The sequence below is a fragment of the Pseudomonas sp. UV AK001 genome (assembly GCF_046097675.1).
GTDB classification, from domain to species: domain Bacteria; phylum Pseudomonadota; class Gammaproteobacteria; order Pseudomonadales; family Pseudomonadaceae; genus Aquipseudomonas; species Aquipseudomonas kribbensis.
On record NZ_JBJUVZ010000009.1, the window covers coordinates 116,499 to 132,439 of the forward strand.

General features: G+C 61.5%; 13 protein-coding genes. 10 read left to right on the plus strand and 3 right to left on the minus strand.

Annotation, left to right across the window (positions count from 1 at the left end):
- Position 1 precedes the first annotated feature (1 nt).
- Positions 2 to 2,227, minus strand: a complete 2,226-nt coding sequence (locus ACKLNA_RS22845) for a TonB-dependent receptor (protein WP_408987173.1) — start codon at positions 2,225 to 2,227, stop codon at positions 2 to 4.
- A gap of 206 nt (positions 2,228 to 2,433) precedes the next feature.
- On the opposite strand from ACKLNA_RS22845, the gene ACKLNA_RS22850 reads away from it, so the two are divergent.
- Both ACKLNA_RS22850 and ACKLNA_RS22855 read left to right on the plus strand, forming a co-directional pair.
- Complete coding sequence (locus tag ACKLNA_RS22850; RefSeq protein WP_408987174.1) at positions 2,434 to 3,471, plus strand: LacI family DNA-binding transcriptional regulator; 1,038 nt, start codon at positions 2,434 to 2,436, stop codon at positions 3,469 to 3,471.
- A gap of 64 nt (positions 3,472 to 3,535) precedes the next feature.
- A complete protein-coding gene (locus ACKLNA_RS22855) occupies positions 3,536 to 3,796 on the plus strand; it encodes a hypothetical protein (RefSeq protein WP_114881008.1) in 261 nt (86 codons plus the stop codon).
- Between the two features lie 24 nt (positions 3,797 to 3,820).
- Here ACKLNA_RS22855 and betT read toward each other — a convergent pair whose 3' ends face one another.
- Positions 3,821 to 5,782, minus strand: a complete 1,962-nt coding sequence (betT, locus tag ACKLNA_RS22860) for a choline transporter BetT (RefSeq protein ID WP_167443790.1) — start codon at positions 5,780 to 5,782, stop codon at positions 3,821 to 3,823.
- A gap of 288 nt (positions 5,783 to 6,070) precedes the next feature.
- On the minus strand, positions 6,071 to 6,997 hold the full coding sequence (epsC, locus tag ACKLNA_RS22865; protein ID WP_085712695.1) for a serine O-acetyltransferase EpsC: 927 nt from the start codon (positions 6,995 to 6,997) through the stop codon (positions 6,071 to 6,073).
- Positions 6,998 to 7,187: 190 nt separating this feature from the next.
- On the opposite strand from epsC, the gene ACKLNA_RS22870 reads away from it, so the two are divergent.
- The 8 genes from ACKLNA_RS22870 to ACKLNA_RS22905 all read left to right on the plus strand — a co-directional run bounded on the left by ACKLNA_RS22870 (position 7,188) and on the right by ACKLNA_RS22905 (position 15,930).
- Positions 7,188 to 8,192 (plus strand): D-cysteine desulfhydrase, encoded by a 1,005-nt coding sequence (locus tag ACKLNA_RS22870; protein WP_408987175.1) that lies wholly within the window; start codon positions 7,188 to 7,190, stop codon positions 8,190 to 8,192.
- A 246-nt stretch (positions 8,193 to 8,438) separates the two neighbouring features.
- The gene (gene tcyJ, locus ACKLNA_RS22875) at positions 8,439 to 9,239 is read left to right on the plus strand and encodes a cystine ABC transporter substrate-binding protein (RefSeq protein ID WP_085712693.1); all 801 of its coding nucleotides are present in this window, start codon (positions 8,439 to 8,441) and stop codon (positions 9,237 to 9,239) included.
- Complete coding sequence (gene tcyL, locus ACKLNA_RS22880; RefSeq protein WP_114881003.1) at positions 9,239 to 9,904, plus strand: cystine ABC transporter permease; 666 nt, start codon at positions 9,239 to 9,241, stop codon at positions 9,902 to 9,904. Before tcyJ ends, tcyL begins: the two co-directional genes overlap by 1 nt.
- Before the next feature lie 4 nt (positions 9,905 to 9,908).
- Positions 9,909 to 10,658 carry an L-cystine ABC transporter ATP-binding protein TcyN gene (gene tcyN, locus ACKLNA_RS22885; RefSeq protein WP_114881002.1) on the plus strand — a complete coding sequence of 250 codons (750 nt, stop codon included), beginning with the start codon at positions 9,909 to 9,911 and terminating at the stop codon, positions 10,656 to 10,658.
- Between the two features lie 473 nt (positions 10,659 to 11,131).
- Positions 11,132 to 11,896, plus strand: a complete 765-nt coding sequence (locus ACKLNA_RS22890; protein WP_408987176.1) for a hypothetical protein — start codon at positions 11,132 to 11,134, stop codon at positions 11,894 to 11,896.
- Between the two features lie 209 nt (positions 11,897 to 12,105).
- Positions 12,106 to 13,347, plus strand: a complete 1,242-nt coding sequence (locus tag ACKLNA_RS22895; RefSeq protein WP_408987177.1) for an SfnB family sulfur acquisition oxidoreductase — start codon at positions 12,106 to 12,108, stop codon at positions 13,345 to 13,347.
- A 25-nt stretch (positions 13,348 to 13,372) separates the two neighbouring features.
- Positions 13,373 to 14,566, plus strand: coding sequence for an SfnB family sulfur acquisition oxidoreductase (locus tag ACKLNA_RS22900; RefSeq protein ID WP_408987178.1), 1,194 nt, complete (start codon positions 13,373 to 13,375; stop codon positions 14,564 to 14,566).
- Positions 14,566 to 15,930, plus strand: a complete 1,365-nt coding sequence (locus ACKLNA_RS22905) for an LLM class flavin-dependent oxidoreductase (RefSeq protein ID WP_007952746.1) — start codon at positions 14,566 to 14,568, stop codon at positions 15,928 to 15,930. Before ACKLNA_RS22900 ends, ACKLNA_RS22905 begins: the two co-directional genes overlap by 1 nt.
- Positions 15,931 to 15,941 lie beyond the last annotated feature (11 nt).

Sequence of the window (15,941 nt, forward strand, 5' to 3'; positions counted from 1 at the left end):
CTCAGAAGTCCTTGCGCAGTTGCACGCCGAAGTAGCGCTCGTCGTCGCGTGGCACGGCGCGGTAGATATAGTTGCCACCGCTGGCGAGCAATGGCGAATAGGACTTGTCGGTGAGGTTCTTGCCCAGCAACGCCACGCGCCAGCCATTGGTGTAATCGGCCAGGGCGACGCTGGCGTTCCAGAGGCCGTAGGCGCCCTGTTTGGTGTCGGCGTTCTGGCTGATGTCGTACTGCACTTCGCTCTGCCAGCTGTAGTCGGTGCCGAGTTCGATATCCAGGCCGTTTTCCAGCGGAATGGTGTAGTCGGCCCGCACGTAGCTTTTCCAGTCCGGGCTGAACGGCAGCGGCTTGCCGTTGACGTTGCACGACGCCGCCGCGCCCGCCGGGCAAGCGAACTGGTCGATGCGGGCGCGGGTGTAGGCCAGTGCGCCGGAGAACTTCAGTTGCTGGGTCGCCTGCAGGGCGTAGTCGAGTTCCACGCCCTCGGTGCTGACGCTGCCGGCGTTGATCAGGCGCGTCACCACTTGCCCGGCGACGGTGTCGAAAAAGTTCGCCTGATAGTTGTCGTAGTCGCTGTGGAAAACCGCGAGGTTGGTGGTCAGGCGATTGTTCCAGGCCGAGGCTTTGATTCCCGCCTCCCAGGTGTTGGAGGTTTCCGGTTTCAGCGCTTCGGTATCGCGCGGCTGCATGTTGAAGAACACGTTGTAGGCCGGGCCTTTGTAGCCGCGCGAGTAGGTCAGGTAGGTGGTGACGGTATCGCTCAGGTCGTACTGCAAACCGAGCCGACCGGACCAGCCGTCCTCGTCCACCGAACCGGAACTGCTGGTAGCCGGTTGAATACCGCTGACAGTAGTGGCGGAAGTGGAAACGCGACGGTGATCGTATTCGAGATCGTCGTGGGTGTAGCGCAGGCCGGCGATGCCACGGAAATCCGAGGTGAAATTCAGCGTGCTTTCGCCGAACACCGCGTAACTGTCGCTGGTGGTGCTGTAGTCGGCGACGCCACGGTCAGTCCGCGTGGTGGTGGTCAGCGTGCGCTGATAGGTCTCGTCATCCTTGCCGTGCATGTAGAACAGGCCGCCGACGTATTCGAGGAACCCGCCTTTCGGCGACGCCAGACGCAGCTCCTGCGAGTACTGGTCGAACGCCAGGTCGCCCTTGTCCGCCGTGCCGGGGAATGCGGCCGTCACCGCGCCGAGGCGGTCGCCGTCCTGATACTGGGTGTTGTCCCAGCCACGCCACGCGGTGATCGAGGTCAGGGTGTAATCGCCGAGTTGCCAGTCGAGCTGGCCGGACAGGCCCTTGTTGGTGTCCTCGACGTGGGTGCGGGTGTCAGTGTTGATGTCGCGGTTGTGGCTGGTGGCGCTGACCGGGCTCAGTGCATTGGCGAAGGCCGGGGTCAGCGACTTGGTCACGACACCATTCGGACCGTCATCATGGGACTGCATGTAGTCGGCGATCAGGGTGAAGGTGACGTCGTCGTTCGGGGTGAATTCCAGTTTGCCGCGCACGCCGCGATGGTTGTAACCGTTGACCTCCTGGCCGTTGTGCTTGTTATCCACGTTGCCGTCGTAGCTGCCGAACAAGGTGCTGATCGACCCCTTGAGCGTGTCCGGAATCAGACTTCCACCGATGCCGAAACGGGTGCGGCTTTCGTTGCCGCTGTAGTACGACTGATCGATGTAACCGTGGGTCTCGGCGGTCGGTGCCTTGCTGGTGATGTTCAGCACGCCGGCCGAGGCGTTCTTGCCGAACAGCGTGCCTTGGGGACCGCGCAGAACTTCGACGCGCTCCAGATCCAGCAGATCCAGAGTCGATTGGCCGGGACGGGCGTAGACCACGCCATCGATCACCGTGGCCACCGTCGGCTCGACGCCCGGCGAAGTGGAAATCGTCCCCACGCCACGCACGAACAGCGAGGTGTCCTTGTTGGATGCGCCGGTGCGGAAATTCAGCGAAGGCACTTGCTGGACGATGCTCGCCACGCTGTTGCGGTTGTCGCGTTCCAGCTGCTCGCCGTCGATCACCGACACCGCCACCGGGACCTTCTGCAGCGACTCTTCGCGGCGGGTGGCGGTGACCGTGACGGACTTGAGTGTCGGCTCCTGATCGCTGCTGTCAGCGGCGAACGCGGCGGATAGCGGCAGCGCGGCCAGCCCGGTGAGTAGCCAGCCCGCAGCGCGGATCGATTGCGCCAGTTTGTGTGTCGCCCCAGGAATGTTGTGCATGTTTGCCCGCTCGAAAAGTTGCCCTGAACCGCTGCCGTTCTGCGACGACAGCGCCTGTCTCGGTGTCTTGGGCATTCGCTCGAGCGAGTAGCAGACAATGCGCCTTGTTAGCGCTAACATCGCCAGTATTGGCAAGCCCGGCATAGAGCGTCCAATACTGAAAAATTACTTTTATATGCGTTTTGGTTTTTAAGAAGGATCGAGCCTTGAGCGAAGAAAAGCCCCGCAAACGCCGTGGCGCCGGTCGCGTGACCCTCAGTGCGGTGGCGCGCCAGGCCGGTGTTTCGGCGATCACCGTGTCGCGCTATTTCAACCAGCCGGAACAGGTCTCGCCCGAACGCCGCGAACGGATCGCAGCGGTGGTCGCGGAGCTGGGTTATGTGCCGAATCTGGTGGCCGGAGGGCTCGCTTCGGCGCGGGGGAAAATCGTCGGCATGGTGATCCCGAACATCTCCGGGCCGATCTTCGCCAATACCATTCAGGGCTTCAGCGACACTCTCAGCCGTCACGGCTATCAGCTGCTTCTGGCCTCGAGTTACTTCAGCACCGAGCAGGAAGAAAACGCGGTGCGGGCCTTTCTTGGCTGGTCGCCGGCAGCGCTGGTAGTGACCAGTCACTTCCACAGTGCGGGCACGGAAAAGATGCTCGCCGAGGCGGATATTCCGGTGATCGAAACCTGGGATTACCAGCCGGATCGCGAGCCGATGCAGATCGGTTTTTCGCACTTTGAAGTGGGGGTCAGCGCCGCACGTTATCTGCACGGCAAGGGCTATCGGCGGATTGCGTTTGTGCAGAACAGCGCGCCCGGCGACTTCAGTGCGCTGGAGCGCCGCGACGGTTATGCCGCGACCGTGCGTGAACTCGGTCTGGAACCCTGGGTGTTCGCACCGGACGCCGATCTCACCCCGTTCGAAGCCGGCAAGCAAGCGATGGAAGCACTGATGAACGCCTCGCCGCGCCCGGACGCCATCGTCTTCGCCAACGACAACCTCGCCGCCGGCGGCCTGCTCGCCGGGCAACGCGCCGGCCTCAAGATCCCCGAAGACTGCGCCGTCCTCGGCTTCGGCGACTACCCGTTCGCCGAGATGCTGCTGCCGAGCCTGAGCACCATCAAACCGCCGGCGCTGGAGATCGGCGTACTGGCGGCGACGCGGGTGCTGGAAAGCCTTGGCGTGCTGCCATGCGATGAGGTGCAGCGGTTGAATCTGCTGCAGTGCATGGTGATTGAGCGGGAAAGTACCTGACGAGCACGGCAATAGCTGAGTTGGCTATGCTCTAGGTGATACCGCACATCCTGCAGGGGCGACCATGCACACCGCAATCATCATCTTCTTCGGCCTGATCCTGCTGGCGCTGATGCTCTACATCGGCGAGCGCATCGGCTTCAGTCGTCAGACCATGGCCTACGGTTTCGCGGCGTTGTGGCTGGCGTTGACGGTGATCAATGGTGCGGTCGGCGTAGTGCACGCCGGGCAGCCGCTGGGGTCGGAGATTGCGATTGGCAGCGCTGTGTTTGGCGTGCCGATCGCGGCGATGGTGTTGTTCATGGTGCTGAGCGCCGAGACCTGAACCCGTCCCGGCGCCCTGCTCCGATCAACGGACCAAGTGCAGGAACTGCATGTGGCGTTCGTACTGGTCGAGGATGTCGTTGATGATCTGCTCTTTGGTGTAACCGACCAGATCGTAGTCCTGACTGCCCTCGCTCAGATGCACTTCGGCGCGGTAGTAGCGGCGATTGTTGAGCTGCTTGGAACCCATCCCGCCACGGGCGAACGACGGCGTGAAGTAACCACGCATCTGCACCTGATAGATGAAGGGATGCAGCTCGCCGTGACCGATTTCCAGGCTGACGCTGTCGTGAGCCGGATCGGGTTGCGTAACGACGTTCAGACCCTTCTCGACGAATACCGCCGTTACTTCTTCGATGGCCGGTTTCACCGTGGTGTCCATGAAACGGTACACCTCGTCGCGCGACGGGAAGTGCACGGCCTGGCTCAGGCGCTGGCGCCAGCCGCCCTTGCCACGTCGTGAGCCGGATACCGGGGCCAGCGAATGCAGTTGCGCGATCTGCTTCTGCGATTCCAGATAGAACGCCTTGTGCAGCCCCCACATCATCAGCAGCAGAATCAGCGAGAACGGCAGCGAGGTCAGCACCACCGCTGACTTCAGCGCATCGATGCTGCCGGAGAACAGCAGCGCACTGGTGATCAGCGCGGTCATCGCGCCCCAGAACACCCGCAGCCATTTCGGCCCGTCTTCATCCGGATTGCCGCCCTTGGCCGACAGGGTCGAGAGCACCACGGTGCCGGAGTCGGCGGAGGTGACGAAGAACACGAAGCTGATGAACACCGTCACCGCGATGACAGTCTTGCTCCACGGGTAGGTTTCCAGCAGCAGGTAAAGGGTCATCGACGGGTTGTCGAGGGCCGACATGCCCAGTGCCGACATACCGTGGTTGAGCACCTGATCGATGGCGCTGTTGCCGAAGATCGACATCCACGCCAGGGTGAAACCGAGCGGGATCAATAACACGCCGAAGACGAATTCGCGGATGGTCCGGCCACGGGAAATCCGTGCGATGAACAGGCCCACGAACGGCGACCATGCGATCCACCAGGCCCAGTAAAACACTGTCCAGCCACCGAGCCAGTCGCTCGGTTTGTCGTAGGCGTAGAGGTCGAAACTCTTCGTCGGCAATGCGCCGAGGTAGTCGCCGAGGTTCTGGATCAGGGTGTTGAGCAAATGCTGGGTGGGGCCGGCGAACAGCACGAACAGCAACAGCGCACAGGCCAGCAGCATGTTGATGTCGGACATGACCCGCACGCCCTTATCCACACCGGAGACGGCGACGATGATCGCTGCGCCCATCATCAGCGTGATCAGGCCGACCTGAATCCACTGGGTGTGGGCGATGCCGAACAGGTAGTCCAGACCGGAGTTGAGATGGAGCACGCCGAAGCCCATGTCCGCACCGAGGCCGAACACCGTGGCGATGATGCCGAAGCCGTCCACCGCATAGCCGATGGGCCCGTTGATGCGTTTACCGATCAGCGGATAAAGCGCCGAGCGCAGGGCCAGCGGCAGGTTGTGTCGATAGGCGAAATACGCCAGCGCCATGCCGACGAAGGCGAACACGCCCCAGCCGTGCAGGCCCCAGTGCAGAAACAGGATCTGCATCGCCTGACGCGCCGCTTCCGCCGTTCCGGCCTCGCCTTGTGGCGGCTGGAGCATGTGGGTCAGCGGTTCGGAAACACAGAAGAAAAACAGCGTGATGCTGATCCCGGCGGCGAACAGCATGCCGGCCCAGGACAGGTAACTGAATTCGGGTTCGTCGTGGTCGGCACCGAGTTTGATCTTGCCGTAGCCCGATAACGCGGTGACCACCACGAAGACCAGATACAGGGTCATCGCGAGCATGTAATACCAGCCGACCGTATTGGCCGCCCAGTTTTGCGCTTCAAGGAGCCAGGCACCGGCCTGTTCCGGCATGGCGATAACGGTCAGGCCGAACAGCAGGATCACTGTCGCGGCGAACCAGAACACCGGCGGATTCATGCGTACCAGACCGCTGGCGGGGGTGGACGATGCACTCATGAACGGTGCACCTCAAGGGGTTGGAAAATGGCTGAAATGATCGGACTCAGCAAAGGCAAGCCTCCTGTTGTGAGCGGGCAGCGAGCTACCGGTTTAACTTGAATGAACGTTCAAGTTAAACATGGATAGCACGCTCAGGACTAATCGCAGGGCTCAGCGGTCGCTTTCGTACGCTGGCTCAGGGAGGGGTATGACGCTGTGGCGAGGGTGTTCGTTCCCGCCTTGCGCGGGAACGAACGGACAGGAAAATTACTTCTGCGTCCCGTCATCATGCTGCAGATTGGCCTGGGTCAGGTTGCACCCGGCCGGCACGCTGCGAGTCAGCCACACGTTGCCGCCGATGGTCGAACCCTTGCCGATGGTGATCCGCCCGAGAATCGTCGCGCCGGCGTAAATCACCACGTCGTCCTCGACGATCGGATGGCGTGGATGGCCCTTCTGCAACTGGCCGTCCTCGTCCGCCGGGAAGCGCTTGGCGCCAAGGGTCACCGCCTGATAGATCCTGACGCGCTCGCCGATGATCGCGGTCTCGCCGATCACCACGCCAGTGCCGTGGTCGATGAAGAAACTGCGGCCGATCTGCGCGCCCGGGTGAATATCGATGCCGGTCGCCGAGTGGGCGATTTCCGAACTGATCCGCGCCAGCAGCGGCAGACCTGCGCGATACAAATGGTGCGCGAGACGATGGTGGATCACCGCCAGAATCCCCGGATAGCACAGCAGCACTTCATCGACGCTGCGCGCCGCCGGGTCGCCGTGATACGCGGCCAGCACATCGGTATCGAGCAGGCTGCGCAGGCCTGGCAGCGCCAGCGCGAAATCCTGAATGATCCGGATGGCCTGCGCCTCGACTTCGCTGTCATCCCGGGCGCTGTGGCGGGCGACGTAACGCAGTTCGAGTCGCGCCTGGGCCAGCAACGCATTCAACGCGACATCGAGGGTGTGCCCGACGTAAAAATCTTCGCTCTCTTCACGCAGATCCACCGGCCCCAGACGCATCGGGAACAACGCGCCGCACAGGGCTTCGAGAATCTGCGCCATCGCATCACGGGACGGCAGTTCGCGCCCGCCCTGTTCGCCGCTGGCGCGGCCATTTTGCGTACGCCACTGATCCCGCGCGGTACGCAGCTGGCTGACGATGGTCTGCAATTGCCAATGGCTGGAACGCTCGCTCACGGTAAAGACTCCTCACGGGCGGCCGGACTGTCTGGCCGCGTCAACGGCCACTACTTTACGGCAACGCCCCGGAGGCGAATTAAGAACCGATAGTGCTGGCCTAAGCACATTTGGCTATAAGCGATTGGCGGTTGCCCCGGTAAATCGGCGTGCCTATAGTCCTGTGATCTTCCTCCGCCAGTACGGAACCATGTCCACACAACCGATCAAACAACAGCTGCAACGCTTTAACCGTCTCGACCTGCTCGGCCAACCGACCCCACTGGAAAAACTCGAACGCCTGTCCACCTGGCTCGGCCGCGATGTCTACATCAAGCGCGATGACCTGACGCCGCTGGCCATGGGCGGCAACAAGCTGCGCAAGCTCGAATACCTCGCCGCCGATGCCATCGCCCAAGGCGCGGACACCCTGATCACCGCCGGCGCACTGCAATCGAACCACGTCCGCCAGACTGCTGCGCTGGCCGCAAAACTGGGCCTGGGCTGCGTGGCCCTGCTGGAAAACCCGCTGGGCACCGACGACGCCAACTACACCGGCAACGGCAACCGCTTGCTGCTGGATCTGTTCGACACCAAGGTCGAGCTGGTCGATAACCTCGACAACGCTGACGAACAGCTGGCCGCCCTCGCCGTACGCCTGCGCAGCAACGGCAAGAAGCCGTATCTGGTGCCGATCGGTGGCTCCAACGCCATCGGCGCACTGGGTTACGTACGTGCCGGCCTGGAACTGGCGCAGCAGATCGAGGACACCGGCCTGCAATTTTCCGCCGTGGTGCTCGCCTCGGGCAGCGCCGGCACGCACAGCGGTATAGCCTTGGCCTTGAGCGAAGTGCTGCCGCAACTGCCGGTGATCGGCGTGACGGTATCGCGCAGCGAAGAAGATCAGCGCCCGAAAGTTCAGGGTCTGGCCGAGCGTACTGCCGACTTGTTGGGCGTGGCGTTGCCGGAGAATTTCAAGGTGGAGTTGTGGGACGAATACTTCGGCCCGCGTTACGGCGAGCCGAATGCCGGAACCCTGGCGGCGGTGAAACTGCTGGCCAGCCAGGACGCCGTGCTGCTCGATCCGGTCTACACCGGCAAGGCCATGGCCGGGTTGCTCGACGGCATCGGTCGCGGGCGTTTCGACGACGGCCCGATCATCTTCCTGCACACCGGTGGCGCCCCGGCGTTGTTTGCCTACAAGGATTTTCTGTAGGCCTGAGCGCGTTCCCGCGCCCTGCGTGGGAACGCTAAGCGTCGGCTCGAATCAATATTCATTAAATGCATAACAAATGGAAAATTCATTATTTTCCATTCTAAAAGAACAGTCTTATAGTCTCGCCGCAGGCGAATATCGCGAGAGACGCATAAGCTGCTTTAAGGCAGGATAGCGCTGTCGTCCAATTCCCGGATTCGCCAACTTTCCTTAAGCGTCTTCCATAAGAAAACACAGGGGCTTGTCATGATTCTTTCCGCACTACGTCGAAATCTGCTGGTAGGTTCGCTGGGCCTGGCGCTGAGCGCCGGTCTGATCAGCAGCGCCGTTGCCGGTGAGCAACTGCAACAGATCAAGGACAAAGGCGTTATCAACGTCGGCCTGGAAGGCACTTACCCACCGTTCAGCTTCGTCGATGCCGACGGCAAGCTGTCGGGCTTCGAAGTCGAACTGTCCGAAGCCCTGGCCAAGAAGCTGGGCGTCAAGGCCAAGATCCAGCCAACCAAGTGGGACGGCATCCTCGCCGCGCTGGAATCCAAGCGTCTGGACGTTGTGGTCAACCAGGTGACCATCTCCGACGAGCGCAAGAAGAAGTATGACTTCTCCGAGCCGTACACCATCTCCGGGATTCAGGCGCTGGTGCTGAAGGACAAGGAAGCTGCGCTGAACATCAAGACCGCCGCCGACCTGTCCGGCAAGAAAGTCGGCGTAGGCCTGGGCACCAACTACGAGCAGTGGGTCCGTGCCAATGTGCCGGGTGCCGACGTGCGCACCTACGACGATGATCCGACCAAGTTCGCCGATCTGAACAACGGCCGTACCGACGCGATTCTGATCGACCGTCTGGCCGCCCTCGAGTACGCCAAGAAAGCACCGAAAACCGTAGCGGCCGGTCAGGCGTTCTCCCGTCAGGAATCCGGTATCGCCCTGCGCAAAGGCGAGCCAGAACTGCTGGCGGCCGTGAACAAGGCCCTCGACGAGCTGCGTGCCGACGGGACCCTGGCCAAGATCTCGGAAAAGTACTTCCAAGCTGACGTCACCAAATAATGGAAGCAGCTTTCCAACTCGCACTGGACTCCGCGCCCTTTCTGCTCAAGGGCGCGTACTACACGGTAGTCCTCAGCCTCGGCGGCATGTTCTTCGGCCTGCTGCTGGGCTTTGGCCTGGCGCTGATGCGTCTGTCGCGTTTCAAATCGGTCAGCTGGCTGGCCCGCATCTACGTGTCGTTCTTTCGCGGCACGCCGTTGCTGGTGCAACTGTTCGTGATCTATTACGGCCTGCCGCAACTGGGGCTGGAACTCGACCCGCTGCCGGCAGCCCTGATCGGTTTCTCGCTGAACATGGCCGCCTATGCCTGTGAAATCCTGCGCGCCGCGATCGGCTCGATCGAACGCGGTCAGTGGGAAGCGGCTGCGAGTATCGGCATGACCCGCGCGCAGACCCTGCGCCGGGCCATCCTGCCGCAAGCCATGCGCACGGCGTTGCCGCCGCTGGGCAACAGCTTCATTTCACTGGTCAAGGACACCGCACTGGCCGCCACCATTCAGGTGCCGGAGCTGTTCCGTCAGGCACAATTGATTACCGCCCGGACTTTCGAAGTCTTCACCATGTATCTTGCCGCCGCGCTGATCTACTGGATTCTGGCCACAGTGCTGTCGCACTTCCAGAACAAGCTGGAAGAGCGGGTCAATCGGCACGACCAGGAGTCCTGACCCCATGATTGTCGTGGAAAAACTGACAAAGCAGTTCAAGGGTCAAGTCGTGCTCAACGGCATCGATCTTGAAGTGAAAGAAGGCGAGGTCGTGGCCATCATCGGCCCCAGCGGCTCGGGCAAGACCACGTTCCTGCGCTGCCTGAACTTCCTCGAACAACCCACCAGCGGCCGGATCAAGGTCGGCGATATCGAGATCGATACCGGTCGTCCCTTGAACCAGCAGCAGAATCTGGTGCGCACCCTGCGCCAGCACGTGGGCTTCGTGTTCCAGAACTTCAACCTGTTCCCCCACCGCACCGCTCTGGAGAACGTCATCGAAGGCCCGATCGTGGTCAAGAAGACGCCCCGCGACGCAGCCATTGCCCTGGGCAAGAAGCTGCTGGCCAAGGTCGGCCTGGCGGGCAAGGAAGACGCCTATCCACGGCGCCTGTCCGGCGGCCAGCAACAGCGCGTGGCGATTGCCCGGGCGCTGGCGATGGAGCCGGAGGTGATCCTGTTCGACGAGCCTACATCGGCCCTCGACCCGGAACTGGTAGGCGAAGTACTGGCAACCATTCGCGGTCTGGCCGAAGAAAAACGCACCATGGTTATCGTGACCCACGAAATGGCATTTGCTCGTGACGTGGCCAACCGCGTGGTGTTTTTCGACAAGGGCGTGATCGTCGAACAAGGTGAAGCCAAGGCGCTGTTCGCCAATCCGAAAGAAGAACGCACACGACAGTTTCTCAGCAAGTTTCGCAACAACGGCTGAGAACTTCGCCTGCACCCTCACTCACTTCCATGGATGGAAGTAGTGTTTTGCCAGATATAAAAACCACTCTAAAAATACAAACTATACGACCCTTGAAAAGGCAGTACATATATATGTCCTGCAACAACTCCCTGCGCATAAAATTCGCCGCGACTTGATTCCATCCTTCACCAGAACGCACAGCCAAACACGCTGAAAACCGCGAAAACCTGTAGCCTCTTTCCTTTTCCTGCCTAGTCCGACTGCTAAAACAATGTAGGAACCTTCTGATTAATCCGTAATTCACGGATTAACTAAACCACTCGCTTGACACCTCTTCCGGCGAACTCTTATCTAGTCGTCAACCGGCGCACGCTAGTTCAACAAGACACTTTCAAACTTTTACGCAACTCCTAAGTTTTATTGCCGATTAATTCACGCCATTCGTTCTTTCAGATACGGACTTCGCTGCAAGGCTTCAAGGAGAGAAACCGATGACCTGCATTTCAAACATCCCGCTACTGCCACCACCGACCCTGGAGCAAACCCACGGAGCCGGAATCAACCTCATGGCGGCCGCCAACCTGTCGGTCGAAATCGGACCTTATGACGATATGGACAGCGGCGATCTGATCGAGCTGTTCTGGGATGACTGCTATGTCGCTTCCCGTGTGCTGACTGCCGGCGATCTCGGAAGCACGGTCAGCCTCAGGGTGCCGGAGAGCTTCATCGTCAACGGCTCACCCTGCGTGCACTATCGGGTCATGCAGGTCGGGAGAAGCCCGGCGCTGTCGGCCGGCGCCCGGTTCCAGGTGAAGCTCGACTGCCCGGGCGGGCAATTCGCAACAGGCAGCGCAGAGGAAAACCAGTATTTGCTGCCGGTCAGCCTTCCAGAAGTCATCCGCCGGCGCGGGGTCAACCCGAGTCAGATCAAGCGCGGCATCCCCCTGACCATCGAGCCTTACCTGAACATGGCCGAGGGTGACGAAATCACTCTGCGCTGGGGTGATGCACGAATGGATCTGCCCCCTGTCACGCAAGCCGATGTCGGCCAGGAAATCCAGGTCTGGGTGCCACCGGCAGTCATCGTCGAAGCGGGTGAAGACCTGCGGCTTGACGTGACCTATTGCATCATCGACCGGGTCGGCAACAACTCGCGCTGGGCACCGCCACGCACACTGAAGATTGGCTGCGTGAATCCTTGTCTGAAAGCAACGCCGGGGCGGACTCCCATGGCTGCGGAGCGCAAAGCCAAATGAGCTTTCGATCTTCTATACATATTCCTAAAAGTTAGTTTATTTAAATTTTATACGCGCTTAGGGTATATAAACCGGACCACCGGACATTCTTTCGTTCGCCGCACTTTTGCGGCGTTTTTCATGAGATGTGAGGTAGGTAACATGGTCCGGAACCCAATCACCCCAGTGCAGATCGCCAGGGCATTGCGTGCAGCCAGGGAGTGGCACTGATGTCCAGTCTGGCAGACGCAAACGTCCAGAGTGACCTGGACATCGCCCCGTTGTTGTTGCCCGCGCAAGTGCTGCGCAACGACGCTCAAGCCATCAAGGCTGCCCATGAACTGGCGCAAGTCGCCCGCGTACAGGCCGCCAAACGCGACCGTCAGCGCAAGCTGCCGTGGTCGGAGATCGAACAGTTCACCCGCAGCGGCCTGGGCAGCATCGCCATCCCCCGCGAGTACGGCGGGCCGCAGGTTTCCTTCGTCACCCTGGCCGAGGTATTCGCGATCATTTCCGCGGCCGATCCGGCGCTGGGGCAGATCCCGCAGAACCAGTTCGGCATCATCAATCTGATCCTCGGCAGCGCCACTGAAGAGCAGAAACAGCAGTTGCTGCAGAGCGTGCTCGAAGGCTGGCGCATCGGTAACGCCGGGCCGGAGCGCGGCACCAAGGACACTCTGGAACTGAAAGCGCGCATCACCGCCGACGGCGATGACTACGTGATCAACGGTCAGAAGTTCTATTCCACCGGCGCCCTCTTCGCTCACTGGGTGGCGGTCAAGGCGCTCAACGATGACGGCAGGCAAGTTCTGGCCTTCGTCCGTCGCGGCACGCCGGGATTGCGCATCGTCGATGACTGGTCGGGTTTCGGCCAGCGCACCACCGCCAGCGGCACGATCCTGCTGCACAACGTGCGGGTCGATGCCGGTCTCGTCGTCGATAACTGGAAGATCAACGAAAAGCCCAACACCCAGGGCGCGGTTTCGCAGCTGATTCAAGCGGCCATCGACGCCGGCATCGCCCGTGGCGCCATCGATGACGCCATCGAATTCGTCAAGACCCGCGCCCGGCCGTGGATCGACGCCAATGTCGAGCGCGCCAGCGACGATCTCTACGTGATCGCCGACATCGGCAAACTGAAAATCGAACTGCACGCCGCCGAAGCGCTGCTGCGCAAGGCCGGGCAAGTGCTGGATCAGGTGCACGCCGCGCCGCTCACCGCCGAGTCCGCCGCCCGTGCCTCGATTGCCGTGGCCGAAGCCAAGGTGCTGACCACCGAGATCTCGCTGCTGGCCAGCGAAAAACTTTTCGAACTGGCCGGCAGCCGCGCCACCCTCGCCGAATTCAACCTCGACCGTCACTGGCGCAACGCCCGGGTACACACCCTGCACGACCCGGTGCGCTGGAAGTACCACGCGGTCGGTGCTTATCGCCTAAACGGAAAACTTCCGGCTCGCCATTCCTGGATCTGACGACCAGACATCTGGAGAAAAACCTATGTCCTTTTCCCATCCCGTCGCGGTCATCACCAGCGACGAGCAAGCCCTGATCGTCGCCAGCGACCTGGCCGAAGACTTCCAGCGCGACAGCAACCTGCGCGACCGCGAACGCCGCCTGCCGCTGCCGGAACTCGACGTGTTTTCCCGCTCCGGTCTGTGGGGCATCAGCGTTCCCAAGGCGTACGGTGGCGCCGGCGTGTCCAACGTGACCCTGGCCAAAGTCATCGCCCTGATCGCCCGGGCGGACGGCTCGCTCGGGCAGATTCCACAGAATCATTTCTATGCCCTCGAAGTGCTCCGGGTGAACGGCAGCCACGAGCAGAAACAACGGCTGTACGCCGAAGTCCTCGCCGGCCAGCGTTTCGGCAATGCCCTGGCAGAACTGGGCACCAAGACTGCCCATGACCGTGTCACCCGCCTCCAACGCGACGGCAGCGGTTATCGCATCAACGGTCGCAAGTTCTATGCGACCGGTGCGATTTACGCGCAGCGCATCCCGACTTCGGTGGTCGATGAACACGGCGTGCAGCAACTGGCCTTCGTCCCGCGCGACAGCAAAGGCCTGACCGTGATCGACGACTGGAGCGGCTTCGGCCAGCGCACCACCGGCAGCGGTTCGGTGGTGTTCGAAGACGTGTATGTCGCCGCTGAAGATGTCATCCCGTTCCAGAGCGCCTTCGAACGCCCGACCCCGGTCGGCCCGCTGGCGCAGATCCTTCACGCCGCCATCGACACCGGCATCGCCCGCGCCGCCTACGAAGATGCGCTGCACTTCGTGCGCAGCAAAACCCGGCCATGGATCGATTCGGGCAACGACAAGGCCACCGAAGATCCGCTGACCCTCAAGAGTTTCGGCCACCTGAGCATTCGTCTGCACGCCGCCGAAGCTCTGCTCGAACGCGCCGGCGAATTCCTCGACGCAGCCCAGGCCGAGACCAACGCCGAGACGGTTGCAGCAGCCTCGATTGCCGTCGCCGAAGCACGGGCGATCAGCACCGAAATCTCCCTGGCCGCCGGCAGCACGCTGTTTGAACTGGCCGGCAGCCAGGCCACCCTGATCGAGCACGGCCTCGACCGCCACTGGCGCAACGCCCGGGTACACACCCTGCACGATCCGGTGCGCTGGAAGTATCACGCGGTGGGCAATTACTACCTCAACGATGAAAACCCTCCGCTGCGAGGGACCATCTGATGAGCAAGAAAAAGATCCTGCTCAATGCGTTCAACATGAACTGCATCGGCCACATCAACCACGGGTTGTGGACCCATCCCCGCGACACCTCGACCCGGTACAAGACCATCGAATACTGGACCGAACTGGCGCAACTGCTGGAGCGCGGGCTGTTCGACGGGCTGTTCATCGCCGACATCGTCGGCGTGTACGACGTCTACCAGAACTCGGTGGACGTCACCCTGAAAGAGTCGATCCAGCTGCCGGTCAACGATCCGCTGTTGCTGGTATCGGCCATGTCCGCAGTGACCAAAAATCTCGGATTCGGCCTGACCGCCAACCTCACCTACGAGCCGCCGTATCTGTTCGCCCGGCGCATGTCGACCCTCGATCACCTGAGCCGTGGCCGAGTGGGCTGGAACATCGTCACCGGTTATCTGGACAGCGCCGCCAAGGCCATGGGCCTCAGTGAACAGGTCGAGCACGACCGGCGTTACGACCAGGCTGACGAGTACCTCGAAGTGCTCTACAAACTCTGGGAAGGCAGCTGGGAAAACGGTGCGGTGCTCAACGATCCGCAACAGCGGATCTACGCGCAGCCCGACAAGGTGCACAAGGTCGAACACAAGGGCGAGTTCTATCAGGTCGAGGGTTATCACCTGTGCGAGCCGTCACCGCAGCGCACGCCGGTGCTGTTCCAGGCCGGCAGTTCGGATCGCGGTCTGCTGTTCGCCGGGCGTCATGCCGAGTGTGTGTTCATCAGCGGTCAGAACAAGCCGTCGACCAAGGTGCAGGTGGACAAGGTCCGCGCCAGCGCCGTCGAAGCGGGTCGCAATCCCGAAGACATCAAGGTGTTCATGGGCCTCAATGTGATCGTCGGCGAGACCGAGGAAGCGGCCTGGGCCAAGCACGCCGAATACCTGAGCTATGCCAGCGCCGAAGCGGGCGTGGCGCACTTTTCGGCGTCCACCGGGATCGATTTTTCCCAGTACGAAATCGACGAACCGATCCAGTACGTGAAGAGCAACGCTATCCAGTCCGCCACCAAGAACCTGCAGAACAACGACTGGACCCGGCGCAAGTTGCTCGACCAGCACGCCCTCGGCGGACGCTACATAACCGTGGTCGGCTCACCGCAGCAAGTGGCGGATGAACTGGAATCGTGGATCGCCGAAACCGGCCTCGACGGCTTCAACCTGACCCGCATCGTCACTCCGGAAAGCTATGTGGATTTCATCGATCTGGTGATTCCGGAGCTGCAACGACGCGGCTCATACAAGACCGCGTACGACACCGGCAGCCTGCGGGAAAAACTGTTTCACGGCGAAGCGCATCTGCCGCAGCAACACACCGGCGCCCACTACCGACACTCCTCCTCGCACTGACTGGAAAACCA

Coding starts and splice junctions, on each gene's coding strand:
- ACKLNA_RS22845 (WP_408987173.1), bottom strand. CDS start 2,227: ATGCACAACATTCCTGGGGCGACACACAAACTGGCGCAATCGATCCGC.
- ACKLNA_RS22855 (WP_114881008.1), top strand. CDS start 3,536: ATGCACACCGCAATCATCATCTTCTTCGGCCTGATCCTGCTGGCGCTG.
- betT (WP_167443790.1), bottom strand. CDS start 5,782: ATGAATCCGCCGGTGTTCTGGTTCGCCGCGACAGTGATCCTGCTGTTC.
- ACKLNA_RS22870 (WP_408987175.1), top strand. CDS start 7,188: ATGTCCACACAACCGATCAAACAACAGCTGCAACGCTTTAACCGTCTC.
- tcyJ (WP_085712693.1), top strand. CDS start 8,439: ATGATTCTTTCCGCACTACGTCGAAATCTGCTGGTAGGTTCGCTGGGC.
- tcyL (WP_114881003.1), top strand. CDS start 9,239: ATGGAAGCAGCTTTCCAACTCGCACTGGACTCCGCGCCCTTTCTGCTC.
- tcyN (WP_114881002.1), top strand. CDS start 9,909: ATGATTGTCGTGGAAAAACTGACAAAGCAGTTCAAGGGTCAAGTCGTG.
- ACKLNA_RS22890 (WP_408987176.1), top strand. CDS start 11,132: ATGACCTGCATTTCAAACATCCCGCTACTGCCACCACCGACCCTGGAG.
- ACKLNA_RS22895 (WP_408987177.1), top strand. CDS start 12,106: ATGTCCAGTCTGGCAGACGCAAACGTCCAGAGTGACCTGGACATCGCC.
- ACKLNA_RS22900 (WP_408987178.1), top strand. CDS start 13,373: ATGTCCTTTTCCCATCCCGTCGCGGTCATCACCAGCGACGAGCAAGCC.
- ACKLNA_RS22905 (WP_007952746.1), top strand. CDS start 14,566: ATGAGCAAGAAAAAGATCCTGCTCAATGCGTTCAACATGAACTGCATC.